The sequence below is a fragment of the Verrucomicrobiales bacterium genome (assembly GCA_016793885.1).
Lineage (GTDB): Bacteria > Verrucomicrobiota > Verrucomicrobiia > Limisphaerales > UBA11320 > UBA11320.
In genome coordinates this window covers 42927-67144 of the sequence record JAEUHE010000032.1, presented here as the reverse complement: position 1 = coordinate 67144, position 24218 = coordinate 42927, and the positions used below count along the sequence as shown (strand labels likewise).

20 protein-coding genes are annotated in these 24218 nt (G+C 60.5%); 14 read left to right on the top strand and 6 right to left on the bottom strand.

Annotation, left to right across the window (positions count from 1 at the left end; translation table 11 throughout):
* The 9 genes from JNN07_04320 (at window position 1) to JNN07_04280 (ending at window position 10062) form a co-directional block, all read left to right on the top strand.
* Window positions 1-492, top strand: a complete 492-nt coding sequence (locus tag JNN07_04320; protein MBL9166944.1) for a nucleoside deaminase — start codon at window positions 1-3, stop codon at window positions 490-492.
* 72 nt (window positions 493-564) lie between these two features.
* A complete protein-coding gene (locus JNN07_04315; protein ID MBL9166943.1) occupies window positions 565-1689 on the top strand; it encodes a hypothetical protein in 1125 nt (374 codons plus the stop codon).
* Window positions 1690-1753: 64 nt separating this feature from the next.
* The gene (locus JNN07_04310; GenBank protein MBL9166942.1) at window positions 1754-3418 is read left to right on the top strand and encodes a DUF4129 domain-containing protein; all 1665 of its coding nucleotides are present in this window, start codon (window positions 1754-1756) and stop codon (window positions 3416-3418) included.
* A complete protein-coding gene (locus JNN07_04305; GenBank protein ID MBL9166941.1) occupies window positions 3415-4677 on the top strand; it encodes a DUF4350 domain-containing protein in 1263 nt (420 codons plus the stop codon). Before JNN07_04310 ends, JNN07_04305 begins: the two co-directional genes overlap by 4 nt.
* Window positions 4667-5626: a MoxR family ATPase gene (locus JNN07_04300; protein ID MBL9166940.1), complete on the top strand. Its 960-nt coding sequence runs from the start codon at window positions 4667-4669 to the stop codon at window positions 5624-5626. The genes JNN07_04305 and JNN07_04300 overlap by 11 nt, the downstream gene beginning before the upstream one ends.
* Window positions 5623-7014: a DUF58 domain-containing protein gene (locus tag JNN07_04295; GenBank protein ID MBL9166939.1), complete on the top strand. Its 1392-nt coding sequence runs from the start codon at window positions 5623-5625 to the stop codon at window positions 7012-7014. The genes JNN07_04300 and JNN07_04295 overlap by 4 nt, the downstream gene beginning before the upstream one ends.
* On the top strand, window positions 7011-8087 hold the full coding sequence (locus JNN07_04290; protein ID MBL9166938.1) for a stage II sporulation protein M: 1077 nt from the start codon (window positions 7011-7013) through the stop codon (window positions 8085-8087). Before JNN07_04295 ends, JNN07_04290 begins: the two co-directional genes overlap by 4 nt.
* A 15-nt stretch (window positions 8088-8102) precedes the next feature.
* Window positions 8103-8903, top strand: coding sequence for an RDD family protein (locus tag JNN07_04285; GenBank protein MBL9166937.1), 801 nt, complete (start codon window positions 8103-8105; stop codon window positions 8901-8903).
* Window positions 8904-8913: 10 nt separating this feature from the next.
* The gene (locus JNN07_04280; GenBank protein MBL9166936.1) at window positions 8914-10062 is read left to right on the top strand and encodes an N-acetylglucosamine-6-phosphate deacetylase; all 1149 of its coding nucleotides are present in this window, start codon (window positions 8914-8916) and stop codon (window positions 10060-10062) included.
* Here the strand turns inward: JNN07_04280 and JNN07_04275 are convergent.
* Window positions 10001-10726 carry an inositol phosphorylceramide synthase gene (locus tag JNN07_04275; GenBank protein MBL9166935.1) on the bottom strand — a complete coding sequence of 242 codons (726 nt, stop codon included), beginning with the start codon at window positions 10724-10726 and terminating at the stop codon, window positions 10001-10003. The genes JNN07_04280 and JNN07_04275 overlap by 62 nt on opposite strands.
* A 114-nt stretch (window positions 10727-10840) precedes the next feature.
* Window positions 10841-12112 (bottom strand): 6-phosphofructokinase, encoded by a 1272-nt coding sequence (locus JNN07_04270; GenBank protein ID MBL9166934.1) that lies wholly within the window; start codon window positions 12110-12112, stop codon window positions 10841-10843.
* Between the two features lie 247 nt (window positions 12113-12359).
* On the opposite strand from JNN07_04270, the gene JNN07_04265 reads away from it, so the two are divergent.
* The gene (locus JNN07_04265; protein MBL9166933.1) at window positions 12360-13217 is read left to right on the top strand and encodes a hypothetical protein; all 858 of its coding nucleotides are present in this window, start codon (window positions 12360-12362) and stop codon (window positions 13215-13217) included.
* 8 nt (window positions 13218-13225) lie between these two features.
* Here the strand turns inward: JNN07_04265 and JNN07_04260 are convergent, their stop codons facing one another.
* The gene (locus JNN07_04260; GenBank protein ID MBL9166932.1) at window positions 13226-13516 is read right to left on the bottom strand and encodes a hypothetical protein; all 291 of its coding nucleotides are present in this window, start codon (window positions 13514-13516) and stop codon (window positions 13226-13228) included.
* Window positions 13517-13791: 275 nt separating this feature from the next.
* On the opposite strand from JNN07_04260, the gene JNN07_04255 reads away from it, so the two are divergent.
* Entirely contained in the window at window positions 13792-14589 is a 798-nt protein-coding gene (locus tag JNN07_04255) for an FKBP-type peptidyl-prolyl cis-trans isomerase (GenBank protein MBL9166931.1), read from the top strand.
* Window positions 14590-15002: 413 nt separating this feature from the next.
* Here the strand turns inward: JNN07_04255 and gyrA are convergent, their stop codons facing one another.
* The 3 genes from gyrA to JNN07_04240 all read right to left on the bottom strand — a co-directional run bounded on the left by gyrA (window position 15003) and on the right by JNN07_04240 (window position 20700).
* Window positions 15003-17678: a DNA gyrase subunit A gene (gene gyrA / locus JNN07_04250; protein MBL9166930.1), complete on the bottom strand. Its 2676-nt coding sequence runs from the start codon at window positions 17676-17678 to the stop codon at window positions 15003-15005.
* Window positions 17679-17705: 27 nt separating this feature from the next.
* Window positions 17706-20252: a DNA topoisomerase (ATP-hydrolyzing) subunit B gene (gene gyrB / locus JNN07_04245; GenBank protein ID MBL9166929.1), complete on the bottom strand. Its 2547-nt coding sequence runs from the start codon at window positions 20250-20252 to the stop codon at window positions 17706-17708.
* Window positions 20253-20472: 220 nt separating this feature from the next.
* The gene (locus JNN07_04240) at window positions 20473-20700 is read right to left on the bottom strand and encodes a hypothetical protein (protein ID MBL9166928.1); all 228 of its coding nucleotides are present in this window, start codon (window positions 20698-20700) and stop codon (window positions 20473-20475) included.
* A gap of 403 nt (window positions 20701-21103) precedes the next feature.
* Here JNN07_04240 and JNN07_04235 point away from each other — a divergent pair, with 403 nt between their 5' ends.
* The 3 genes from JNN07_04235 to JNN07_04225 all read left to right on the top strand — a co-directional run bounded on the left by JNN07_04235 (window position 21104) and on the right by JNN07_04225 (window position 24166).
* Window positions 21104-22249 (top strand): PAS domain-containing protein, encoded by a 1146-nt coding sequence (locus JNN07_04235; GenBank protein MBL9166927.1) that lies wholly within the window; start codon window positions 21104-21106, stop codon window positions 22247-22249.
* Window positions 22250-22260: 11 nt separating this feature from the next.
* Complete coding sequence (locus JNN07_04230; GenBank protein ID MBL9166926.1) at window positions 22261-22956, top strand: response regulator transcription factor; 696 nt, start codon at window positions 22261-22263, stop codon at window positions 22954-22956.
* A 64-nt stretch (window positions 22957-23020) separates the two neighbouring features.
* On the top strand, window positions 23021-24166 hold the full coding sequence (locus JNN07_04225) for a hybrid sensor histidine kinase/response regulator (GenBank protein MBL9166925.1): 1146 nt from the start codon (window positions 23021-23023) through the stop codon (window positions 24164-24166).
* Window positions 24167-24218 lie beyond the last annotated feature (52 nt).

Below are 24218 nucleotides of genomic sequence, written 5' to 3'. Positions count from 1 at the left end.
ATGTTTGACGAACCGATCATCGATTTACAGAGCGACCATTACTTCATGGGCGAGGCGCTTCGCCAGGCCGCGCGGGCCTATGCTCAGGAGGAGGTCCCGATCGGAGCGGTGATCGTGCGGGGGGGGAGGATCATCGCCCGGGCCTACAATCAGGTGGAGTTGCTGAAGGATGCCACCGCTCACGCGGAGATGTTGGTGTTGACCCAAGCGCAGCAGTCGGTGGGCGACTGGCGGCTCACGGATTGCACCCTGTACGTGAGCAAGGAGCCATGTCCGATGTGTGCCGGGGCGATTGTGCATGCCCGGTTGGAGCGGGTCGTGTTCGGCTTAGGCGATCCCAAAGGTGGGGCGGCGGGAGGGGCTATGAACATCCTCCAGTTCCCGACGCTGAATCATCGGTGTGAAATCACGCCGGGGATCCGGGAGCAGGAGAGCCGGGAGATGCTGAAGAGTTTCTTTGCTGAGCAGCGCAGCAAGACCCCGTCGAAGTGATCGGGTTCTCCCGATCGGTTGTAACCTGTCTCCCTCGGTGAGTGTCTTGGGAAGGGAAGCGGTCGAATTGACATGAAACCACCATTTCAGGCTTGGGCGATACGGGCATCCCTGCTGTGCGTTCTGTTGGCTGGCTGCGATCGGCGGGATCCTCTTTCGGGGCCGGTCAAAGAGCCGAGGATCACAGGGTCCACTGCCGATGCTGCGGTCGAACTTCGCGCTGAGTGGAAGCCGAAGCATCACTATGATGTGACGCTGTTGCTTGAGCAGAGCACTCAGGTGCGAAACCGAAACACCGACGAGGACTTCGATCGAGACATCACCTTTCGACTGGATTTTGATACGGCGGTTCTGGGGGATCCCGGGGCGAGGCCGCAGTCCCTTTCGTTGAGTCTCAACGGGTTGATGTTCCAGCTCATTCGGGAGGATATCCCCCTCATTCACTATGACACGCGCAGCAAGGTCGCGATGCTCGAGGATGATCAGCGTACGACGGAAGCCTTGGACAAGCTGGTGGGGTCCCGTTGGCGATATCGGATTGCCCCCGACGGGTCGGTCGGGGCGGCGGAGATCGAGACCAACACGCCGAGCAGCAAAACTCTCGACAGCGGGAGCAAGGTCATGGGGGTGAGCCTGGTTCGGCGGTTGTTCAATCCTCAGTTTTTCAGGCCCTTTCTGGAGTTGGACTACCTTCCGACCAATTCGGTGCGGGTTGGCGAATCCTGGCCGGTGGAGCGCTTGCTGAACGCGGGAACGGTGGGCAGCGTACTTTTCAAGGGGACCTGCACCTTTCGTGGATGGCAGGACAATCAGGGCCGGCGATGCGCTCGGCTGGACATGGCGGGCGAGGTGGTTCCGCCCACCGGGCGGTTGGCAGGGCGTTCCAATCGGATTATCCGTGGGTCATCGGCCCTGGAGAAGGGAACCCTGACTTCGAAGATTTGGTTCGATCCGGACCAGCGCCTTCCAGTTCAAGCGATCACGGACTTGAACCTGATGACGGTGGTGACGCAGCGCAGAGCGCGTCCGAAGGATTCGGTTGATACGAATGCGCCCCCGGCCATCCGGCTTCAAGTGCCTTTGAACCAGCGAATCAAGCTTCGCATCACCGATTTGGGGGAGACGGTCGAGTTGCCTGCGTCCGAGAAACCGGCGGAACCCGCGGCTGATCCGACGCCGCCCGACCTGAGACCATAAAGTTTAGGTTTGAGCTTTGGCCCCGGAGGCAGGAACACTTGCCTGCGCTTGGAGCGCGCACGGCATGAAACGTCGCTTACTGGTAACGGACGGCCAGCCCGCCCTCGGACTCATCGAGGAGGCGTTCATGTTATTGCGTCAGCTACGTTGGAGCAGCTGGCTTTGGTATCTCTCGGGAACTCTCCCGTTCTTGGTGGCCGCTTTGTACGTGTGGTCGGATCTGAGCACCAGCCCCTTTGCCCGGGATCACGTGGTGGAGTCAGCCGCCCTGATGCTCGTGCTGTTCCTGGTTGCGAAGTCGGCCCAGATCCGGCTGGCGGATCAACTCGGCTCGCTGGCGCGGGGCCTGCCTCCCCAAGGATGGACCTTCCGGCGATGCCTGACGGCCGCCACGCTCACCGTCGGACTGCAGCCGTTCGGCCTCTTCCTGATTCCACTCGCCGCGGTTCTCACCCTGCCGGCGGGATGGGTAGTGCCATTTTTTCAGTCGCTCACGGTGCTGGCGGCCTCCCCGGATTCAACTCCCCGGCAGTCCCTGGCTCGCGCGTGGCGGCTTACCTTGCTGTGGCCGGTTCAAAATCACGCGTTACTCGGGCTGTTATCCCTCTTCGCTCTGGTGGTTTTCTTCAATCTCCTGGCCTTGAGCTTTGCCGTGCCACAACTGCTCAAGATGCTGACGGGAGTGGAATCGGCCCTGACTCGGAGTCCCTGGAGTTCACTTAACTCCACCCTGCTGGCAAGTGTCTTTGGCCTGACTCTGCTCCTGCTCGATCCGCTAGCCAAGGCGGTCTATGTGCTGAGGAGTCTGTATGGGGAGTCTACCCGCAATGGCGAGGATCTGCTGGTGGCACTGCGCGCGTTTCAGCGGGGCCGAACCCTGTGCCTGGCCGGATGGCTGTTCTTCGGAGCGTCGTTGGCAGCGGTTGCCGCAGGCCAATCAGCTCCGCCCGAGGCTGCTCGGCAGATCAATCCGCAGCAGCTGGATCAGGCCATTCAGTCGACGCTCGCCCAACGAGAATATGTCTGGCGCTTGCCTCGCGATTTCGAGGGCGCGCCGGCGAGGGACCTGAAGCAGGAAGGGTTTTGGGCGCAGTTCTGGTCTGGCCTCGAGCGGGGCATGAAACGGTTTGGGGAGGCTATTCGTGGTCTGGCCGACCGCATCGAAGCCGCGATCAAGAAGTTCTTGGGCACCCCGCCTGCCGCCCCGGCGGGATCCAGAGTCACGATGGATTGGCTGTCACCGTTTCGGTTGCTGGCCTGGGTGGCGGTGCTGGGCCTGATCCTCGTTCTGGGCGTGTTGGGCTGGCGGGTGTGGCGGCGCAGGTCGCGTCCGGCGAGCGCCGCCGTTTCCGGCGATGCCGGTCCCGCGGTGGTGGACCTCACCGATGAGCGGGTGCAGGCCAGCCAGCTTCCCCAGGAAGGATGGTTGGCGTTGGCGCACGAGTTGGTGGCCCGGGGCGAGCTTCGGCTGGCGATGCGGGCTTTCCACTTCGCCGGTCTGGCCCATTTGGCTCATCGCAACCTGATCAGCCTGGCGGCCTTCAAATCCAATCGCGACTATGTCCGTGATTTGCAGCGGAAGGCGCATGCCCTGCCCATGCTCCATCAAGCGCTGACCGAACAGGTGGAGAGCTTTGAGCGTGTCTGGTATGGCAACCACCCGGTGGATCCTCAGTTGCTGAACGGATTCGCCCAGCGCAGCGAAGCGCTCCGGGGGGCGAATTCATGAGTCGGCTGCCCCTCGTTTTGCTATCGGTGCTGGTTCTAGGAACCTTCACTCTCCTGATGGCGCGGCTGTTCGAATGGCGATTCGGGGTCGGAGACATGTATCCTCCCTATTCGACCCTCCGATCCGATCCGCTGGGTGCCAAAGCCCTCCACGACAGTCTCCAGGACCTGCCGAACCTGGAGGTGGAACGTCATGTGCAGAGCGCAAAGCGGTTGCCCTCCGGGGCCTCCGCCACGCTGTTTCTGCTAGGCTTGCCGCTAGCGGATCTGCGGACGGATGCCCAGGAAGTCTTGGCCTTGGAGAAATTCGTTCAGTCAGGAGGCCGACTCGTGCTGGCGTTGCACGCGGGTGATTTCGAACCCTCGAGCCAACTGGGGGCTTCGAGCGCGATCCCCGCGGGTGGACCGGGGTCGGCTCAGCCTCCAACGACGGGAATGAGGGGCGAGGCCGGGTTGCTTGACCTGCGAAGTCGCTGGCAGTTTGAAGCTCGCGCCGCCGCCGCCGCGGACAACACCAATTCTTTGCGCCTGAGTCTGGTAGCTACTGGCGTGGTGGCGAATGCCTCCTTCCGCCCTGTCGCGTGGCGCAGTCGGGGCCAGCTCGTCTCGACTCATGCGGACTGGACGCCGGTGTTGGCGCTGGGCACCAACACGGTGGCGCTTGAGCGGCCGCTGGGCTTGGGCACGGTGGTGGTGTGCGCCGATTCATACCTGTTTAGCAATGAAGGACTCCGCTCGAGTCCGGCGTCTGACTTTCTCGCCTGGCTGATCGGATCCGCCCGCCACGTGGTTTTCGATGAGGCACACCTGGGGGTTCTGGAAGCCCCGGGAACGGCCTCCTTGGCTCGGCGTTATCGGCTCGAGCTGCCCTTCTTCACGCTCGGTGCTCTGGCTGCTCTTTTGGTGTGGCGAGGCGCGTCCAGCTTTGAGCCCCGACGGGAGGAATCCGGCGAGGCCCAGGCATCCATTCGCGGTCGAAGCATGAGCGGTGGCTTCGTCGGGCTCCTCCGACGGAACATCGCTCCGGGCGAATTGCTTGCCCTCTGCCTGAAGGAATGGCGGCACTCGCGTTTTGGCGGACGAAGCGTCCCTTCGGCTCGGCTCGTCCGCGTTCAAGAAATCATCGATCGTGAGAACCTGGCCGTCGGTGCTCGTCCGGATCCCGTCCGGGTCTATCAGGAGATTTCCGCCGTTCTCTCGGACTCGCGTCCCGCTCTAAAACCCACTCCACCCCAGTCCCTCTCCTCAAATGACCATTGATCGACTCAAAGAAACCATGGCTCGCGCGCGACAGGAGGTCGCGAAGGTGATCATCGGCCAAGCCCACGTGATCGACCAGGCGCTGATCGTGATCTTCGCCGGTCAGCATGCTTTGATCGAGGGTGTGCCCGGGGTGGCCAAGACGCTCCTGGTCAGGACCCTTGCTCAGGTGCTGGGATGTCCATTTTCCCGCGTGCAGTTCACCCCTGATCTCATGCCCTCCGATATCACGGGCACGAATGTGTTCAACCTGCAGCGAAACGAGTTCAGCCTGATCAAAGGGCCGGTTTTCACCTCGTTCTTGCTTGCGGACGAAATCAATCGTGCACCGGCGAAGACTCAATCTGCGCTGCTGCAAGCCATGCAAGAACGGGCGGTTACGATCGATCGCGACACTCATGCGCTGTCGCCCAATTTTACCGTGTTTGCCACGCAGAACCCGGTGGAGTATGAGGGGACCTACCCGCTGCCCGAGGCGCAGAAGGATCGGTTCATGCTCAAGATTGCCATGGGCGTGCCGGGTCGAGCGGATGAGCTGTTGCTCGCGAAGAGCCTCCTCGGTTCGTCTTCCCCCGAGGCGGTTCTGCTCGGCGGGGTGATCCAGCCCGTGCTTACGGAAGCTGAACTCAACGAGATGCGCCCGCTGCTCCAGCAGTTGACCGTGCGGGAGGAATTGGTGGCGTATCTGGTGGATATTGTGCGGGCTACCCGCGAGAACGAAGCGGTGCTGGTCGGGGGCGGCCCGCGCGCCACGCAGAGCCTGCTGTGGGCCAGCCGCTCAGCCGCGGCCTTGGCGGGACGTGACTTCGTCACTCCCGATGACATTAAAGAACTGGCGAAACCGGTGCTGGAGCACCGGCTGATCCTGCGTCCGGAGTTTGAGATTGAAGGCACGACAGCTGCGGAAGTGGTCGACCGCATCCTGCAGGAGATTCCCGTGCCTCGATGAAACCGGCTGCGACAGCTTCTTGGATTGTTCCTCGGGCTCCGCTCCTGCTAGCGGTGGGGGGAATAGCTGTGCCGGCTGCCTTCCTGGTGGTGGCCGACCCAGAATGGTTGCGTTGGGCTTTGGGTATCCAGGGGGCGGTAATGGTTCTGGCGCTGGTGGATCTAGTGTTGGTCTGGGGAAAGCTGGACTTCATCCGACTGGATGTTCCACCGCGAATCCGCGGAGTGCGAGGTCGCCGGACGGCTGTCGCGCTCACCATGCAAAGCGGAGCGGTGTCAGCCGTTCAGGTGCGGGCGGCACTGGCGTGGCCGCCTGAAGTCGAGCCTGCCGAAGGGGAAGTGAGGAGCGTCAGCCTTCCATCATCGGACGCGCGCGTGACCGTGCAGTTTGAGGGGATTCCCCGACGGCGCGGCCAATTTCGCCTGGGATCGGTGCGGCTCGGGATCGTTTCCCCGTTGGGGTTCTGGGATTACAGGAGCGATCGGCCGATTCAAAGCGACCTCTGTGCTTACCCTGATCTGCGCCGCGACCAGGCCACGTTGGCTGCGCTCTTCCTGAGCCGAGACAACGTGGGGTTCCGGGCGCAGCGTCAGGTAGGAAAGGGGCGGGAATTTGAGAAGCTCCGGGAATATGTCCCGGGGGACGGCTTTGACGACATTCACTGGAAAGCAACCGCCAAGCGGGGGCATCCGGTCACCAAGGTTTTTCAGGTGGAGCGCACTCAGGAGGTCTACGTGATCCTGGACGCCTCGCGTCTCAGCGGGCGTTGCCTGGCGTCTACGGCCGGCGACCGGGGAACGGAGGCGGAGGCCGCGCACGAGGAGCCGGTTTTGGAGAGCATGATTTCGGCGGCCTTGCTGCTAGGCCAAATCGCCGAGCGGCAAGGAGATCTGTTCGGGCTGACGGTGTTTGCTGATCGAGTCGAGCGATTCGTCCGGGCGGGGAATGGCAGCGCCCACTACCAAGTGTGCCGCGATGCGCTGCTTCGTGTATCTACTCGGGAGGTGAGCCCGGACTACGATGAGTTAGGAGCCTTCCTGCGCCTGCGCTTGCGACGTCGCGCCTTGCTCCTCTACCTGACCGTGCTGGAGGATCCACTGATCGCTGAATCCTTTGTGAAGCATGCGGAGTTGGTGTCGCGACAGCATCTCCTGCTCGTCTCCATGCCTCGCTCCCCGGAGTTGCGTCCGTTGTTCAGTTCGCCCGCAGTGACTCATCTGGACGAGGTGTATGAGCATCTGGGAGGACATCTGCGGTGGGCCGACTGGCGTGCTCATGCGATCCGGCTGGAGCGCTTGGGAGTGAGGTCAAACCTGGTGGACCCCGGTCGCTTGGCTGCGGACTTGGTTGAAAACTACCTGAGCGTGAAGCGGCGTCAGATGCTATGATCATCGATCTGCAGAAGTTCATGGAGGCCGAACGTCCTGCCTGGCGTGAGCTCGAAGCTTTGCTGACGAGGATGGAGCAGTCGCCCCATCATCGACTCGAGTTCAATGAGGTGCGGCGGTTCCACCTGTTGTATGAGCGTGCGTCCGCTGATCTGGTCAAGTTGGTGACTTTTGCTGCGGAGCCAGAGCTACGGCGGTATCTGGAGAGCTTGGTCGCTCGCGCCTATGGTGAGATTCACGAAACGCGAGGTCGAGGCCGCCGGTTTCAGTTTTGGCATTGGTTCTCCGTCTCCTTGCCACTGGCGTTTCAAACGCATCTTCGCGCGTTCTGGATTTCGTTGGGGGTCACGGTGGTCGGAGCCATGCTGGGAGGGATCGGGGTTTGGCTGGATCCCGAAGCCAAGGAGATGCTCCTTCCGGCCATGTTCGCGAACCACCAAGCGGATCCCCGGGATCGCGTTGCCCGCGAGGAGGCGGTTGTCGGGGGAGCGGGGGCTGATTCCGTTACGGCATCACCGGCGCGCATGGCGGCTTTTTCGGCCTTTCTCATGCAAAACAACATCGGCGTCTCGATCAAGGCAATGGCATTGGGCATGACCTATGGTGTTGGGACCCTGGTTTTGTTGTTTCACAACGGAGTGGTCCTGGGAGTGGTGGGGCTGGACTACATTCTGGCGGGCGAGACCGAGTTCCTACTGGGGTGGCTTCTGCCCCATGGAGCCGTGGAGATACCGGCCATCCTGATGGGAGGCCAAGCCGGTTTGGCTTTGGCGGGTGCGCTTATCGGTTGGGGGAGTCGAGAGACGTTGCGGCGACGGTTTCGTCGCATCACACCGGATCTGGTCACCCTGATTGGAGGCGTTGCTTTGCTCCTGGTTTGGGCGGGAATCGTGGAGGCATTTTTTTCGCAGTTTCATGAGCCGGCCATCCCCTACGCCCTGAAGATCGCCTTCGGGGTGACGGAATTGATCCTGCTGACGGTGTATCTGGGACGTCGTTCTGGCGTTGTTGGTGGTGTGGGCCGGGGCAAAGCCCAGGCGTTTGAGGGACCTCGTGCGCCTCGGCGACCTTGAGATGTTGAAACCGCAATGAAGCAACAGGTTCTACAAATACGAACCCCGGAAGGTTTGGTCTTTTCCCAAGCGCTGGCCGGACCAGGGGCGCGGTTTCTGGCCTGGCTGGTCGATTGCGTGGTGGTGTTCGCGGCCATGATGGTGCTGAGCTCCCTGGCAGGCCTGCTGGGCTGGATCAGCCCGGAACTGGCTCAGGCGTTCACTGTCATCGGGCTCTTCGTCATCAATATTGGATATCGGATCGGATCCGAATGGGTCTGGCGCGGCCAAACCGTTGGCAAGCGTCTGCTGAGATTGAGGGTGGTGGATGCGGAGGGATTGCGGCTGAGCCTGGGGCAGGTGGTGCTGCGGAACCTGCTGCGGTTTGTGGATGTGCTTCCGGCGGGTTATCTGGTGGGAGGGATCACCGCGCTTAGCAATCCTCTGAACCAGCGATTGGGCGATCTGGCAGCCGGCACGGTGGTGATTCGGATTCCGGTGTTGCTGGAGCCGGACATCGACCAGTTGCTTAGCGGCAAGTTTAACTCGTTCCGAAAATATCCCCACCTGGTCGGGCGGCTGCGACAGAAGGTCTCGGCGCCCGAGGCTGCACTCGCGCTGCAAGCCATCCTGCGTCGGGAGGACCTGGCTCCAGAGGCTCGCGTTGAGGTCTTTCATCAGATCGCGAACTATTTTCGATCGATCCTTCCATTCCCGCCGGAGGTGTCGGAGAGCCTTCCAGACGAGCAATACCTGCGCAATGTGATCGATGTGCTGTACCGTTCGCAGAGCCAGCCCGGAAGTTCTCGACGGGAGGCGGCGGATCCTCTTTTGTGAGCCCTGAATTATGGCAGCCGACAGCATTCATTCGGACAGAGTCTCGGGTCGGGACGTGCGCACCGGGCAGTTGATCAGCGTGGCCTGGTCTCACGGGCTCATCACCGAGATCACCGGCGCGGTCGGTCCGGTTTCTGATTGCCTTTGGATCGCCCCTCCTCTGGTGGATGTGCAGGTCAACGGTTATGGGGGCACGGATTTCCAATCGGACGGCGTGAGTCGGGAGGAGTTGTTGAACTCGGTGCGGGCTTTGCGACGGGATGGCTGTCAGCGTTTTCTGCTGACGTTGATTACGGACCCATGGCCGCGTTTGATCGAGCGCTTAAAGCACCTGCGTCGGCTTCGGGAGAGTTCCGACGAATTGCGTCGGGCCATCGCCGGATGGCATCTCGAGGGGCCCTTCTTGTCGGATCAGCCGGGGTATCACGGCGCTCACTCTCCCGACTGCATGCTCGATCCGACTCCGGCCCTGTTGCAGGAGTTGCGTTGGGTGGCCGGCACGGATCCGCTGCTGATCACCCTGGCGCCCGAGCGAGCGGGTGCGATTGAAGCCATTCGGTACGCGGTCTCACTTGGCATCAAGGTCAGTCTGGGGCATACGAACGCATCTACCTCCCTCTTGGAAGCGGCCGTGGCGGCTGGGGCCACCGGATTCACCCACTTGGGCAATGCCTGTCCCCAGGCTTTGGATCGGCACGACAACATCGTTCTTCGGGTGCTGAATCTGCCTGGTTTGCGCTGGGGTGTGATTCCGGACGGGATCCATGTTTCGAAGCTAATGTTCCGGTTGATGCATCAGGTGGCCTCGGCCGACACGATCTATTACACCACCGACGCCATGGCTGCCGCGGGTGCGCCGCCGGGCCGCTACCGGTTAGGGCAATCGGTTCTGGAAGTGGGGAGCGATGAAGTGGTGCGAAAGCCTGGAGCCCAGAATTTTGCCGGTTCGGCCTTGCGTCCGGTGGAGGGGGTTATTCGAGCGGCGGGGATGTTAGATGAGCCTTGGCAGAAAGCCTGGCTCCGCTTCTCCGACCGATTGACCACCTGGATGGGATGGGAGCCGGGGTTGAGAGTGGGAGGACCGGCTGAGTTTTGCCTTATCGAGGCTCAACCGGGCGGGAAGCCCCGGTTAACCCGGGTTGTGTGGGAAGCTTCCTGAAGCACCATCGAAAGCAACACACGCCGAGCAACAGGCCAGCGGGCAGGTCGATGAAATAGTGTTGTTTCACGGCCAAGGTGGACCAGGTGATGAGTGCGGCGATCACCCAATAGGTGGTTCCAGCCCGCCAACCCCGGAGCCGCCACATCCAGCACGCTAGGAACACCGTGTTCGAGACATGCAGGCTGGGAAAGATGTTATAACCGGGGTCGAGTCGGTATACCCAGCTCATGGCCAGTCCAGTCCAGTCAGAGACGGGGCCCAGTTCCGGGCGGATCATCTGAAAGGGCAGGAGAAAGCAGGGAAGCGCCAGTCCGAATTGGAGTGAATATCCCCAGGCCGTGTCGCGGAACAGTGGGAGGTCCTTCCACATTTCCCGACAAAAGATGGGGGAGGCGCAGACCAGGAAATAGGAGAGGTAGACCCACACCCAGACTGGAGAAAAGGTGATGCTCGAATCAATCGGGAGGGCGAGATTCCAGCGTTCCGGATGATCCGCCCATCGGTGGGCATTCCACCAGGCCAGCCCATGAAACGACAGCGACAGTGTCACGGCCAAGGCGACGGCGACTACCGTTCGTTCAACGAGAGGGTTGGCGAGCGGCGACAGCGAGCTTGGGTCCCTGGAGAGCAGGGGACGCTGCCAAGCGCGATCTGGTTTCATGGGGGCATGCCTCTCGATAGAGCCTGGCGGATCGGCGCGGGGTATGCCGAAACCCACCCCCAAGGCAGCAAAGCCGTTGGGGGTCCACCTTTCTACCGGGGCGGTTTGGCGAGCTTAGCTCCGCGCGGGGAGCTTCTTCTCGACCATATTTTTGTCCAGCGTGACGTACTTTGGCAGGCCGCCTTCGCTGGGAACGCGGACTTCGCCTTCGACCAACGGTTTGATGTAGTCGACGAACTTCTCGTTCGGGGTGAAACCATCGGCGCTCAACCAATCCCGCGGGATCAGGTGTTCGACATTGGCGATTTCGTCGAGCGGGTGCAGCCCGGTGGTCCAGCGATAAGGAGAATCCGAGGAACGGACAATCTTGACCATGAACCCACTTTGACCCTCGGCGGCAGCGCGGACGGCGGCAGCGCCGCAGGCGGCGGCTTCTTGGATGTCGACTCCGCTGGCATAGTGTCCGGCCGCCCGTTGGGCATAGCCCAGCTTGACCGTGCGGGTCTTCAACCCGAGGCGCTTGGTAAGCAGTTTGCCCAGATTATCTGCGGCCCCTGAGAGAACGGGGTGACCAAAAGAGTCCAGTTGCGACTTGTCTGCGGCGATTTCTTCGCCCTTCTCATTCTTGACCCCTTCGCCGACCACCACGACGCAATACTTCAGGGCGTCGATCGTCTCCTTGACCTTGGCCAGGAAAGCTTCCTCGTTGAGCGGGATCTCCGGCACCAGGATCAGGTGCGGGGCATCCATCGGCTGGCGCTTGGCCACGATGGTTCCGGCGGCAATCCAACCGGCCGAGCGACCCATCACTTCCACCAAACAGCAGGCGCCATCGTCGGTGGCCATGGCACCGACATCGAGGGCGATTTCCATCACGGTGGCGGCGTTGTATTTGACCACGGAACCAAAGCCTGGGCAGTGGTCGGTGTGGGGAAGGTCATTGTCGATCGTTTTGGGAACGCCGATCACCTTCATCTCGTAGCCGCGCTTGATGGCTTCGTGATGGATCTTGTTGGCGGTATCCTGAGAGTCATTACCACCGATGTAGAAGAAATAGCGGATGTTATGCGCCTGGAAAACCTCGAAGAGGCGGTCCATATCCCGAGCGGCTTGCTCAGGTTTCTTGCTGAAATCGATCTTGTAACGGCAAGTGCCCAAGGCGGCGGCCGGGGTGTATTTCAACCCCTCGATATTCTTGGCTTTTTCATCGTTGAGGTCGATCAGCTCTTCATTCAGTACACCCAGGATGCCGTTCAGTCCACCGAAGATCTCTTCGATGAACTCGTGGCGACCGGCCTCTTGAATGACTCCAGCCAGGCTGGCGTTGATGACCGCGGTAGGGCCGCCCGACTGGGCAACCAACAAATTTCCAACTAGTTCAGGCATAATATCGTTTGCGAGTTCCGCGTCCGTTCATGTTCGCTTCGGTCACAGCGTCACCCGCTTGCTTAGAAGTGAGCTGGCGAACCTTGCCAATCCGTCCGGACGCTGTCAAAGGCGATTTCCTAATTTAGCGGGGGCCCGCCTCAGCTTAGTCAGGCAACGGCACCTGGAATGGACCTGAATCCTGAGGTGATCTGCCCCCTCCACCCTTGCTCTTCTAGAAGCATTTGCAGTAAACCTATACGCTTTCATGCCATCCGCCTTTGAATACCAACTCGTACAATTAGTTAACGGAAGCTTCAGTATCCGGTCGCTGGCGGAGAAGGAGACGTTCCATCCGGTGGTTGGACCGGTGGCGGAGGCCGAGGCTCTTTATCTCCGTCAGTTGAAGCTGAAGGAGCGGTTGCAGGGCCACCAGGGCGAGTTTGTGATTTGGGACATCGGGCTGGGGGCCGCCGCCAACGTGCTTACCGTGTTGCGTCAGACGCGGGAGATTGCCTCCCGAGTCCGGATTATCAGCTTCGATCATACCCTGGAACCGTTGCGGTTTGCCTTGGCCCATCAGGAGTCGCTGGGCTACTTCGAGGGTTTTGGGGGAGAGGTGGCGCGGTTCTTGGCAGAGCGGGAGACTCAGTTTGTTCATGAGCGGCAAGAAGTTAGCTGGAGCTTTATTGAGGGCGATTTTCCGACCCGTCTGAACGAGCACGCCGCCGGTGCATGGCCGAAGCCCCACGCCATCTTTTTCGATGCCTTTTCCCCGGCGAAGAATCCCGACATGTGGACGCAGCCCCTGTTTGCCAGGATTCACAGCCTGCTCGACCCTGGTCGTCCGTGTGCACTGCCCACCTATTCCCGAAGCACCCTGCTGCGGGTCTCCCTCTTGCTTGCTGGTTTCTATGTGGGAGCCGGTCACGCCACCGGAGAGAAGGAGGAAACGACCTTGGCGGCCAACAACTTGGGCTTGTTGGATGAGCCCCTCGATGCATTATGGCTAGCCCGCGCTCGGCGATCGACCAGCGCGGAGCCGTTGTGGACACCGGTGTACCGCCAGGAACGAATGTCAGCGACGACTTGGGAAAAGCTGCAGTCGCACCCCCAGTTTCGCTGAGTTATCTCTCAGGAAACGTCGCGACAGGCTGCTAAGGAGAGCGTCACGGCTCCAAGCAGCGACCCGAGGAGAATCATGCGGGTTCCGGTGTAGGGTCGGATCGAGTGAAACGACAGACCTCTGAGAGTGTTGGAGAGGAGCAGCCCACCGAGCATTCCCACGAAGCCACCGAAAATGGCAGCGAGGACGACCTCCACGACCAGACTTTCGACATCGGCGACGCCGACCCCGTTGCTGGTCAAGCCCGAGGCCCGGCTGGTTAGCCGTGGGATGACTGGGAGATGGAACCAATTCTGCATGAATGCGGGTTGTTGAGTGTGCTGCGACGGACCCTAACCCATGGGCTTTAAGGATGCAAGACGATGGCGTAGCGGGGTGCGTCGGTCTTTGCGGGCTTTCCGTTGAGTCCTTGACGTAGCCCCGGATCCCGTTAGTGTCGCGTCCAGCCACAAGGAATGGCTCAGGCGGCTTAAGGGATTCCGCAGCCTGCCGAGATAACATGTAAGTAACTTATAGAAAGCGAATGAAATCGAAACTTCTCACGCTTTGTTTGACCGGCGTTGCCGCGAGCCTTATGGCTGCAGATTCGGCACCTTCCAAGGTCGACAAGCAGAAAATCAGCTACAGCTTCGGAATGCAGTATGGCACGTTCTTGAAGCGCAACGGGATCGAGATCGACCTCACCGAGTGGACCAAGGCGGTCAATGACACTTTGGCGGGTAAGCCGGGGATGACCGATCAGGAAGCCCAGGAGGTCATGAACGCGTTTCGCACGGAGATGATGGCGAAACAGCAGATCAAGCAAAAGGAAGAGGGCGAGAAAAACGAGAAGGCCGGCGTGGCTTTTCTCGAGGAGAATGCCAAGAAAGAGGGCATTAAGACCACCGCCAGCGGTCTGCAATACAAGATTATCAAAGAGGGCACGGGAGCCAAGCCGACTCCGACCGACACCGTGACCACTCATTACAAGGGAACGCTGATCGACGGCACGGAGTTCGACAGCTCCTACGGCCGTGGTGAGCCCGCTTCCTTCCCGGTCAACGGCGTGATCGCCGGTTGGACGGAAGCGTTGCAGCTCATGCCGGTTGGCTCCAAGTGGCAGTTGTTCATCCCCTCCAAGCTCGCTTACAAGGAGCGGGGTAGCCCGCCCAAGATTGGGCCAAACTCTACCCTCGTTTTTGATATCGAATTACTCGATATCAAGAAGGCTGAGGCGGCCAAGCCCGTCACCAGTGACATCATCAAGGTTCCCTCGGCTGAAGAGCTGAAGAAGGGCGCCAAGATTGAGGTCATCAAGGACGTGGACGCCGAGATCAAGAAGCAGAAGGAAGAAGCGGCCAAGAAGGGCGCTGACTCCAACAAGCCGAAGTAAGCTTCTCAGGAATCCCTTTTAGTCAAAAACCACCCCTGGATTTCCATCCAGGGGTGGTTTTGTTTTTAGGGAACGCGGGTCCTCGTCAGCCTACCAACGAGCGGCCCTCTCGCCCGGAACCAGGCCCGAGCAGACTTACACCGCAGAGACGGGAAAGGCGCAGAGAGGGAGAGTACCTGGTGAACCACGGATTTCGCTGATCCCACGGATTAAGAATCCTGAGGGGATCGGAAGTGAAGCTCACTTGTTCTTTTCCATCCGAGACATCCGAGAAATCCGTGGTTAAGACCACCGCCTTCCTACCCTCCGGAACTCGCAAAAACAAACGGGGGCCTCGCTGGTTGGCGAGGCCCCCGTTTCGAAGTGGCTCCCTGCCGTGATTTGATGGGGCAGGGTAGACGGGTGTCTTGAGACTACGCGGACGGCTCAGGGCCGGCCGGGGGCAAGGGAGGAGTTCCCGGATCCTCGCCTTCGCCTTCGACGTCGGTTTTTTCCGAAATCACCGGGGCGATGGCTTGAAGACGATCACTCTCATCGAGGTCGATCAGTTTGACCCCCTGGGTGTTGCGGCCGGCTTCTCGAATGTCCTTCACCTGGGTGCGAACCATTTGTCCGCCGACGGTGATCAACATGAGATCCTCGTCATCCCTCACACTGAGTGCGCCCACGACTCCACCGGTCTTATCCGTGGTTTTCATGGTGATGATGCCTTTGCCGCCCCGGGATTGGACCCTGTATTCGGTGAAGTCGGTTCGTTTGCCAATGCCGTTTTCGCCCGCGACCAACAGGGTGTTGCTGGGGACCACGATCGCCAGCGCGACGACCGCATCGGTGGCTTCCAAACTGATTCCACGCACCCCGGCCGCCGGCCGGCCCATGGAACGCACCCCGTCCTCGGAAAAGCGAATGCTCATGCCCTCGCGCGTGATGAGCACCACATCGTCGGTTCCGGTGGTGAATTTGACATCGATTAGGAGATCACCCGGCTCGATGGTGATAGCAATGATGCCGCCCTTGCGCACATTGCCGAAATCGGCCAGTTCCGTCTTTTTGACGGTGCCCAGCTTGGTCGCAAAGAAGAGGAAGCCGGGCTGGGTCCAGGTTTGGTCCTCCCCGGACTGGCCGGCTTTGGACTGAATCCGGATCAAGGCGGCAATGGTCTCGCCGCCTTTCAACTCGAGCAAGTTCGCGATGTTTCGGCCCTTTGCCGCCCGTCCCATGTCGGGGATCTCATGCACCCGTTCGACATACACCCGACCGGTGTTGGTAAAGAACATGAGGTAGTCGTGCGTGCTGGCCGTGAAGAGATGCTGGATGAAGTCGGCATCGTCGCCTTCCGAACCACTGCCCTCTCGAGTGGTCATCCCGATCACTCCTTTGCCACCGCGGCGCTGAGCTTTGTACGAACTCACGTTCGTGCGCTTGATCAGCCCGTTGTGCGTCAGAGTGATGATGACGCCTTCGTTGGCGATGAGATCTTCGATCGCGATCTCCCCTTCGTCGGCGACCAGCTCGGTGAGCCGCGGGGTGGCGTGCTTCTCTTTAATCGCCAGCAACTCTTCCTTGATGATCGCCAGCACGCGAGCTTCGCGGGCGATGATGTCGAGCAGATCTTTGATGCGCTCGAGAAGTTCCCCGTATTCGCCTTTGACCTTGTCGATTTCCAGTCCGGTCAGCTGGTAGAGTCGCAGCTCGAGGATGGCATTAACCTGGGCCTCGCTGAATTCGTATCGGCCGTTGGTCAGCCGGGCCTCGCTGCGGATCAGAATGCCGAAGCGCTCGACCTGGGCGCGGGTCCATTCGAAAGCCAGCAGCTTGATCCGCGCCTCTTCCCGATTCGCGGACGAGCGGATGATTCGGATGAACTCATCCAGATTGGCCAGGGCGATGAGGTAGGCCTCCAGCGTTTCGGCCCGTTCCTCGGCCTTGCGCAGCTCAAAGCGCGTGCGGCGCAGCACGACTTCGCGCCGATGCTCGATGTAGCAGGCGATGATCTCCTTGAGATTGAGAATCTTCGGCCGGCCATGATCGATGGCCAGCATGTTGACGGCGAAGCTGTTCTCGAGGGAGGTCAGCTTGTAGAGATTGTTGATCACCACCTTGGCGATCGCATCCCGCTTGAGCTCCACCACCACCCGGGTGTTCTCGTCCGACTCGTCGCGGATCGCGCTGATGTCGGTCATGCCGGGGGTTTTCTCGTTCACCAGCTCGGCGATGCGTTCGACGAGAGTGGCTCGGTTGACAGAGTAGGGGATCTCCGTGATCACGAGTTGCTCGCGGTTGCCCTTGAGCTGTTCGACGCCGACGCGACCGCGCACTCGGAGGCTGCCTTTGCCGGTGGTGAAGTAGTCCTTGATCGGCTCGAGTCCGCACAGAGTACAGCCGGTCGGGAAGTCGGGCCCCTTGATGAACTTCATCAGGCCCGGGATCGTGATATCCGGGTTGTCGATCTGCGCGCAGATGCCGTCGACCACCTCGCCCAGGTTGTGGGGCGGGATGTTGGTGGCCATGCCTACCGCGATGCCCGTGCCGCCGTTGATCAACAGGTTCGGGAACGCCGCCGGGAATACCTTAGGTTCGGTGAGACGTTCGTCGTAGTTCGGCACGAAGTCCACGGTGTCCCGATCCATGTCGGTCATGAGCGCTGCGCCGAGGTGCGTGAGCCGCGCTTCGGTATAACGCATGGCGGCGGGAGGATCGCCTTCGACGCTTCCGAAATTTCCCTGCGGGTCGATCAGTGGCGCGCGCATGGCCCACGGCTGGGCCATATGCACCAGGGTAGGGTAGATGACAGCCTCGCCGTGGGGATGGTAGTTACCTGAAGTATCACCGCAGATCTTGGCGCACTTCATGTGCTTGCGCCCGGGGACGAGGGACAGCTCGTGCATCGCGAACAGGATGCGGCGTTGGGACGGTTTGAGGCCGTCGCGAACATCGGGCAGGGCACGAGAAACGATCACCGACATCGAGTAGTCGAGGAAGGAGTTCTTGATCTCCTCGGCCACGTTGATTTTGGCGATCTTCTCGTTGGGAGCGAACAGAGGCACGCTCCCGGAAGGGGGGATCGGTGGGTCTTGTGAGTCAGACATATGTCAAATCGGAATCGGTCGAAGCCATTAAACGTCGAGGTTGCGCACGTTGAGGGCGTTGTCCTCGATGAACTGACGGCGGGGTTCCACTTCGTCGCCCATGAGTTTGGTGAACATCTCCTCGGCCTCCACGGCATCGGTGAGGTCGATGCGGAGCAGCTTGCGCTTTTCCGGGTTCATGGTGGTTTCAAACAGCTCCTTCGGGTTCATTTCACCCAGACCCTTGAAGCGTTTCACCTGAATACCCCGGCGGCCGACTTCGATCACCCCGGCGAGAATTTCGGATATCGAGAAGAGCGGTTTGACCTGCTGTCGCTCGCCTTCACCCTCGACCAGTTCGAACAAGGGCTTATCCTGTGCCGAATAGTGCTCCACCGCGAGACCTTTGCGGGAGAGGTTGGTGAGCAGCTCGCCAATCGACTTGCTCTCATGAAGTTCCACGTGGCGAGCCCGGCGAGAGGGCATTCCTCGCTCCTTTTCGATGCGCTCCGTGTCGCCCTCGCTCTCGCCGAAAAGGCGGAGATCCGGGTTGGCCTCGCCGAATTTCCGGAGGTCTTCCTCGGTGTGGAAATACTGCACGGTCTCCTCGTTGCCTGAGCGGACCTTGACCAGGTGCCGCGCCAGTTCCCCCGTTTGGGGATCGCGCTTCTCGACATATTCGGCGAGGTCGCCTCCGTGACGCTTCAGCGCACGAGAATATTTGTCCAAGGATTCCAGCAACTCGAGGATTTCGGCCAGTTGCTTGCTGCTGAGTTCCTTGCCATCGGTCAGATTCCTCAGTTTGACTTCGTCGGTGCCGAGCTGGATCAAGATCTTGTTCAGCTGTGCGTCGTCATCCACATACTCCACGCGTTTCTTTCGGGAGATTTGATAAAGCGGAGGCTGGGCGATGTAGACAAACCCCTGTTTGATGAGCTCCGGCATTTGACGGTAAAAGAAAGTTAGGAGGAGGGTGCGGATGTGCGATCCGTCGACATCGGCGTCCGTCATGATGATGATCTTGTGATAGCGCAGCTTCTCAAGATTGAAGGAGCCCTCGGTCTCGCCCGATCCGATGCCGGTGCCCACGGCGGTGATCATGGTCCGGATTTCGTTGTTTTGCAGCACCTTGTCGAGCCGGGCTTTCTCGACGTTGATCAGCTTACCGCGGATCGGGAGAATCGCCTGGAATTTGCGGTCGCGTCCCTGTTTGGCGGAGCCACCGGCCGAGTCACCTTCGACGATGTAGAGCTCGGTGTTGGCGGGGTCTCGATCCGAACAGTCGGCTAGTTTTCCGGGCAGTCCGCCTCCGGTCATCGCAGTTTTGCGAACCGCTTCACGAGCACGGCGGGCCGCTTCGCGCGCGCGCGCGGCGTTGAGGCCCTTCTCAATGACCCGCTTCGCCACCGCTGGGTTGGCGTCGAAGAAGTTCATCAGATGGTCGTAAGTGATGGAGGAAACAATGCCCTCCACCTCTTGGGTGACCAGTTTGACCTTGGTCTGGGATTCGAAGCTGGGGCTGGGGTGCTTGACCGCGAGCACGGCCACCAAACCTTCGCGCACGTCGTCGCCGGTGATGGCAGGGTCCTTCTCCTTGAGGACGTTATTCTGCTTGGCGTATTGATTGATGGCCCGCGTCAGCGCGGTTCGGAAGCCGGTGGAGTGGGTTCCTCCGTCCGGATTGGGAATGGCGTTGGTGTAGCAGAGGATCTGGTCGCTATAGCTGTCGTTGTACTGCAGCACACAGTCCACGATCATGTCCGCCTCCATCTCCAACCCTTCCTTGCCCTTGTATTTGACGGGCCGGTGCCCGTTCAGCACGATGGGTTTGGGATGGATGACCTCCTTATTCTTGCCGAGCTGACGGACGAACTCCTCGATGCCGTCCTTGTAGTAAAACTTCTCGATCTTGTTTTCGACCCGCTCGTCGGTCAGGGCGATCTCCACACCCGGGTTAAGGAAGGCCAGTTCGCGGAGGCGATTGGCCAGGATCTCGAATTTGAACTCCGTGGTGATGGTGAAGATGGTCGCGTCCGGCTTGAAGGTGATGAGCGTGCCGGTGGAGCGGGTTTTGCCGATCACTTCCAGCTTCCTCATGGTCCGGCCGCGCTCGAATGCCATGTGATAGACCTGGCCGTTTCGATACACCTCGACCTCGAACCACTCGGAAAGCGCGTTCACGCACTTGGCGCCCACCCCATGCAGACCCCCGGAGTATTTGTACGCGCCCTGCCCGAACTTGCCGCCCGCGTGCAGGTTGGTCAGCACCAGCTCCACGGCGGGAATGTTGAACTTCGGATGGATATCCACGGGAATGCCCCGGCCATCATCCTTGAGCGTAACCGACCCGTCGACGTGGATGGTCACCTCGATATGATCGCAGAACCCGGCGAGATGCTCGTCGATGGAGTTGTCCAGGACCTCAAACACGCAATGGTGGAGGCCGCGCTCATCGGTGTGACCGATGTACATACCCGGACGTTCACGAACCGCCTCCAATCCCTCCAGCTTGTCGATCTTCGAGGCATTGTAATCCGCACCACCTCCCTCGCTGACCGGCCGCTGCTGGGCGGAGTCTTCATTCACATTCGACATAGATTCGTCGTCCGAAACCGTAGTTGCTTTGGCCATAAGGCAAATTGAAAAACGACATCGAAATGCCGTTCGTTTTAGAGCAGGCCAAGCGTAGGATTCCGACCGGGTTTTAACAACAAGAAACTGAGGGTGAGTCTGGGGGCTTCCTCAAGCTGTTGGGGATGGAGTTCTTGCCGCCTACAGGATCTTGAGGTCGAGGCGAGCACGACGGAGCTTCGCTTCAGACGCAGCAATCGAGGAGGGAACCCAAACCCTGATGTCCCGGGGCGGTCAACGTGATTTTGCTGCCGTTGGCGTTGGCAGAGTAGGTTACCCCGGCTTCCGGGCTTCGCTCCTTGCCACGCGGGGGGGAGGAGTCAGCTCGCACCGCCTCGTCTCGGGTCTGCTCGGCCTTTTCGACGGCTCGGAGCCCGGTGAGGATCAAATTTGATTTGATGGTCGGAAGCATCGCAGATGGTTTCCTGGGAGGGACTGGCGGGAACGAGGATCTTGGGTCCTGGGATGTTCCTGCTCGATCTCCCTCTACCCCGCCTTCTTTCAGCTATCGCCGTGCCATGACAAAAAAGAGCTGGAATCTCGTTGGCCGATGTAAAGTCCTAGCCTGGAGCGTCCGATAGCACGAGCAGTCGCTGTCCGGTGGGACTTTTCGGGGGAGATGTCTGCTCACGGAACACGGCCTGTCTGCATAGATGCCAGGCGTGGGACAATCCTGGCCATTAACTCCTTCCGGATTCCGCCGATGGAACTAACTAACGCGTTCGGTGCAGCGTGGCCGCCTGAGATGTCGGAAACCCCGGGGTTACTGGTTTCTGCGGGTGGGGCGGGCGTTCGGACCGGTTTGACCAGAACACATGTCGCAACAGGTTGGAAATCGTATTCTGAGGATTCATCCGCAGCCTTCCGGAGGAATGATACCGACTGCTTCCGATTTGGCTTCACCGTTGGATGCCGCCTCCGACCTGGCCTCCTCGGCCGGGGCGACGACGGCGCGCTTACAGCTGGCCTCCCTGTTGGGGCTGGTTCCCGACACCGTGCTGAGAATCCGCTCGGACGGCACCATCCTGGAGTACCATCCTTCCCAGGATAGCGAGCTATCACTGTCGGTCTCTCAGGTTCGGGGCGCCCGGTTGCAGGATTTGCTGCCGGGGCGCTACGCCGAGGAGGCCATGCATTTGATCTCCCAGGCGTTGCTGAAGGATGCTGTTCAGAGCCACACGGCCGAGATTCCAGTCAACTCGTTGGTGCGGGAACTGGAAGCCAGAGTATTGCCTTGTGGTCCGGACGAGGTGATGGTGCTGGTGCGGGACGTCACGGATCGGCAGCGTCTGGAGAAGGAGATTCTGGAGATCAGCCATCGGGAGCAGCAGCGGATTGGCCAGGATCTTCACGACAGTCTCGGGCAGCACCTTACGGGCATCAGCTTTCTGAGCAAGGCCCTGCAAACGAAGCTGACCTCTCGAAATCTTGCCGAGGCGGCTCAGGCCGGCGAAATCGCCCAGCTGGTGGTGCAGACCCTCGCTCACACCCGGAATATTGCGCGCGGGCTCTTTCCCGTGGAGTTGGAGACCACGGGACGGCTCGCTCCCGCCCTCACGGAACTCATCGCCAACACGGAGAAGCTCTTTCGAGTCACCTGCCGATTGGAGTTGGATCCCGCCCTGGACATTGCGGATGTTCGGATCTCGACCGAGCTTTTTCGGATCGCTCAAGAAGCCATCAGCAATGCCATCAAGCATGGCAAAGCTCGTCGGATCTGCGTTCGGCTGCAGGCGAGCCCGCCGCACGCCAAGCTGCTGATCCAGGACGATGGGGGTGGCATTGCCTCTGGAACGGGCACTACGGGTCTGGGACTGCGGATCATGGGCTTTCGAGCGAATCGTATTGGCGGGCGCATCGATGTCTCTCCGCTGGACATTGGCGGCACCCTGGTAACCTGCGAATTTCCTTTTCCTGGCGCCGCGGCTGACGCGTCGAGGATGGAGTTGAAACCTGTTTAGTAACCGACTTTATGCAGAACAAGCCCCCGACCCCTCAACCTGTGAACCGAAAGCCCAAGACGAAAGTTTTGCTGGTGGATGATCATCCGGTCCTGCGTCGAGGTCTTGGACAATTGATCAATCAGGAGCCGGACATGGTTGTGTGCGGTGAGGCGGAGGATGCCCCGCGTGCTTTCGAGGCCGTGGGAGAACTCGCCCCGGACGTTGTTGTGGTGGATGTTTCCCTGAAAGGGAGCAACGGCATCGAGTTGCTGAAGAACCTGAAGGCCCGGTATCCCAACCTGCCGGTCCTGGTGCTCTCCATGCACGACGAGTCCCTGTATGCCGAGCGAGCGTTGCGCGCCGGCGGCCTGGGCTACATCATGAAGGACGAGGCATTCGAGCAGGTGCTTTCCGCCATCCGACAGGTGCTGAAGGGAGAGATATTTCTCAGTGAGAAAATGAAAGGCAAGATGCTGCAGCAAGTTGCGCTGGGCAAGGGTAAGGTGGTGGCTTCGCCGATCGAGACGTTGACCGACCGGGAGCTGGAGGTTTTTCGGCTGATTGGACAAGGCCACGGAACTCGCCAGATCGCCGAGGAGTTGCATCTAAGCGTGCGCACCGTCGAAGCTTACCGCGAATACATCAAGGATAAGCTGAACCTGAAGAACGCCACCGAGCTGGTTCAGCATGCCTTTCATTGGGTGCATCACCAGGAGGCGGCATGACGCGCGGCCTGAAGACCCATTCGCCGTTATTTCTCGAACCACTCCCGGTCTCCTGACAGGTCACATGAAGCGCGTTCTGGTCATCGACGACACACCCGAGATTCTGGAAGTGATCTCGGAGTGTCTGACGTACCAGGGCCTCGAAACCGTGGTTGCCCGGGACGGCACCACCGGAATAGCCCTCGCTCAGCAAAAGCCTCCCGACCTGATCATCTGCGACGTCAATATGCCCGGCTTGGATGGGTATTCCGTGTTGATGGCCCTGCGCAAGATTGAGGTCACCGCCACCGTGCCCTTTATTTTTCTGACCGGCGTGGCCGACAAGATTCATGTTCGCCGCGGGATGGAGTTGGGAGCCGACGACTACCTCACCAAGCCTTTCACCCAGAAGGAGCTGAAGGCGGCGGTCGCCGCCCGCTTGGAGAAGCAGGCCGAACTTCAGCGTCAAGCCGACCGTCGCCTGGACGAGCTGCGGGGAAGCTTGACCTTGGCGCTGCCGCACGAGCTGCGCACGCCCTTGAACGGGATTCTGGGCCTGGCTGGAATCCTGATCGAGGATTACGCCAACTGCACTCCAAACGAGGTGCTGGCCACCGCTCAGGACATCCATTCCTCGGCCGAGCGGCTGCACCACCTCATCGAGAACTTCCTGGTCTTTGCGCAGATCCAGCTGCTCGTGACGGAACGGAAGTCGTTGGCGGACGGCGATTGGCTGCCGGTTTCGGGCCGGGATGTCATTCCCGAGATCGCGATGGCAGTGGCACGGCGTTACCATCGGGAGGCCGATTTGGTATTGGAGCTTTCGAGTGTTGCGTTCAACGTTCCAGGGGAGAAGCTGCGCAAGATCCTGGGCGAATCCTTGGACAACGCCTTCAAGTTCTCAGCGCCGTCGAAGAAGGTCCGGGTGGCTACCCAAGAGACTGAGGACGGCCGCAGCGAGTTGGTGATCGAGGATCACGGCCGGGGCATGACGGCGGAGCAGGTGGCCAAGATTGGTCCGCATATCCAGTTTGAGCGTCAGTTGTATGAGCAGCAGGGCGCGGGGCTGGGGCTGATTATTTCCAAGCGCATGACCGAGCTTCTCGGAGGCGACTTCCTGGTTCGCAGCACCCCGGGTGTCGGGACATCCATCCACGCCCGGTTTCCCGCCCCCGCGATTCGTGAGCAACCCCTGTCTTCCGACACCGAGTTGACAGCCAAGGCTGCCTGATCCCTTCCGCCTGTCACCGAAAGTCGGCAGCGCCGCGGTGCCCGGGCTCTTT

Excerpts from the sequence above, each read along its gene's own strand:
- JNN07_04275 (MBL9166935.1), bottom strand. The coding sequence starts at position 10,726 with ATGAAACCAGATCGCGCTTGGCAGCGTCCCCTGCTCTCCAGGGACCCA.
- JNN07_04260 (MBL9166932.1), bottom strand. The coding sequence starts at position 13,516 with ATGCAGAATTGGTTCCATCTCCCAGTCATCCCACGGCTAACCAGCCGG.
- JNN07_04265 (MBL9166933.1), top strand. The coding sequence starts at position 12,360 with ATGCCATCCGCCTTTGAATACCAACTCGTACAATTAGTTAACGGAAGC.
- JNN07_04290 (MBL9166938.1), top strand. The coding sequence starts at position 7,011 with ATGATCATCGATCTGCAGAAGTTCATGGAGGCCGAACGTCCTGCCTGG.
- JNN07_04285 (MBL9166937.1), top strand. The coding sequence starts at position 8,103 with ATGAAGCAACAGGTTCTACAAATACGAACCCCGGAAGGTTTGGTCTTT.
- JNN07_04310 (MBL9166942.1), top strand. The coding sequence starts at position 1,754 with ATGAAACGTCGCTTACTGGTAACGGACGGCCAGCCCGCCCTCGGACTC.
- JNN07_04320 (MBL9166944.1), top strand. The coding sequence starts at position 1 with ATGTTTGACGAACCGATCATCGATTTACAGAGCGACCATTACTTCATG.
- JNN07_04315 (MBL9166943.1), top strand. The coding sequence starts at position 565 with ATGAAACCACCATTTCAGGCTTGGGCGATACGGGCATCCCTGCTGTGC.
- JNN07_04270 (MBL9166934.1), bottom strand. The coding sequence starts at position 12,112 with ATGCCTGAACTAGTTGGAAATTTGTTGGTTGCCCAGTCGGGCGGCCCT.
- gyrA (MBL9166930.1), bottom strand. The coding sequence starts at position 17,678 with ATGTCTGACTCACAAGACCCACCGATCCCCCCTTCCGGGAGCGTGCCT.
- JNN07_04305 (MBL9166941.1), top strand. The coding sequence starts at position 3,415 with ATGAGTCGGCTGCCCCTCGTTTTGCTATCGGTGCTGGTTCTAGGAACC.
- JNN07_04280 (MBL9166936.1), top strand. The coding sequence starts at position 8,914 with ATGGCAGCCGACAGCATTCATTCGGACAGAGTCTCGGGTCGGGACGTG.
- JNN07_04300 (MBL9166940.1), top strand. The coding sequence starts at position 4,667 with ATGACCATTGATCGACTCAAAGAAACCATGGCTCGCGCGCGACAGGAG.
- JNN07_04235 (MBL9166927.1), top strand. The coding sequence starts at position 21,104 with ATGTCGCAACAGGTTGGAAATCGTATTCTGAGGATTCATCCGCAGCCT.
- JNN07_04225 (MBL9166925.1), top strand. The coding sequence starts at position 23,021 with ATGAAGCGCGTTCTGGTCATCGACGACACACCCGAGATTCTGGAAGTG.
- JNN07_04255 (MBL9166931.1), top strand. The coding sequence starts at position 13,792 with ATGGCTGCAGATTCGGCACCTTCCAAGGTCGACAAGCAGAAAATCAGC.
- JNN07_04230 (MBL9166926.1), top strand. The coding sequence starts at position 22,261 with ATGCAGAACAAGCCCCCGACCCCTCAACCTGTGAACCGAAAGCCCAAG.
- gyrB (MBL9166929.1), bottom strand. The coding sequence starts at position 20,252 with ATGTCGAATGTGAATGAAGACTCCGCCCAGCAGCGGCCGGTCAGCGAG.
- JNN07_04240 (MBL9166928.1), bottom strand. The coding sequence starts at position 20,700 with ATGCTTCCGACCATCAAATCAAATTTGATCCTCACCGGGCTCCGAGCC.
- JNN07_04295 (MBL9166939.1), top strand. The coding sequence starts at position 5,623 with ATGAAACCGGCTGCGACAGCTTCTTGGATTGTTCCTCGGGCTCCGCTC.